The organism is Micromonospora sp. LOL_024, assembly GCF_048060415.1.
In the GTDB taxonomy this organism is placed as follows: domain Bacteria; phylum Actinomycetota; class Actinomycetes; order Mycobacteriales; family Micromonosporaceae; genus Micromonospora.
Map to the genome: position 1 here is coordinate 1 of NZ_JBHMIS010000194.1, position 448 is coordinate 448.

Below are 448 nucleotides of genomic sequence, written 5' to 3' on the forward strand. Positions count from 1 at the left end.
GGGTTCATCGCCGGGCCGCCGCAGTTGATGTGCAGCCGGGCGCGGATGGACGGCTACCGGGCCGCCCTGGAGACGGCGGGCATCCCCGTCGACGATCGACTTATCCAGGCGGGCAACTTCTATCACGAGGCGGGTTTCGCTGGTGGTGGGCGGTTGTTGGGGTTGACGGATCCGCCGACGGCGATTTTCGCGTCGAGTGACCAGATGGCGTTGGGTGTGTACGAGGCGGTGCGTCAGCGGGGGTTGCGGGTGCCGGACGACGTCAGTGTGGTGGGTTTCGATGATTTGCCGGAGGTGCGGTGGTGTTCGCCGCCGTTGACCACGGTGCGGCAGCCGTTGGCAGAGATGGGGATGTTGGCCGCCCGTACGGTGTTGCGGCTGGCCAGGGGCGAGAAGGTGGAGAGTCCTCGGTTGGAGTTGGCGACCGAACTCGTCGTCCGCGACAGCG

1 protein-coding gene is annotated in these 448 nt (G+C 67.2%); it reads left to right on the forward strand.

Annotated elements, in window-relative coordinates; genetic code table 11:
• The coding region (locus tag ACFHWY_RS28845; protein ID WP_416583381.1) for a substrate-binding domain-containing protein at positions 1-448 on the forward strand (448 nt) is incomplete at both ends.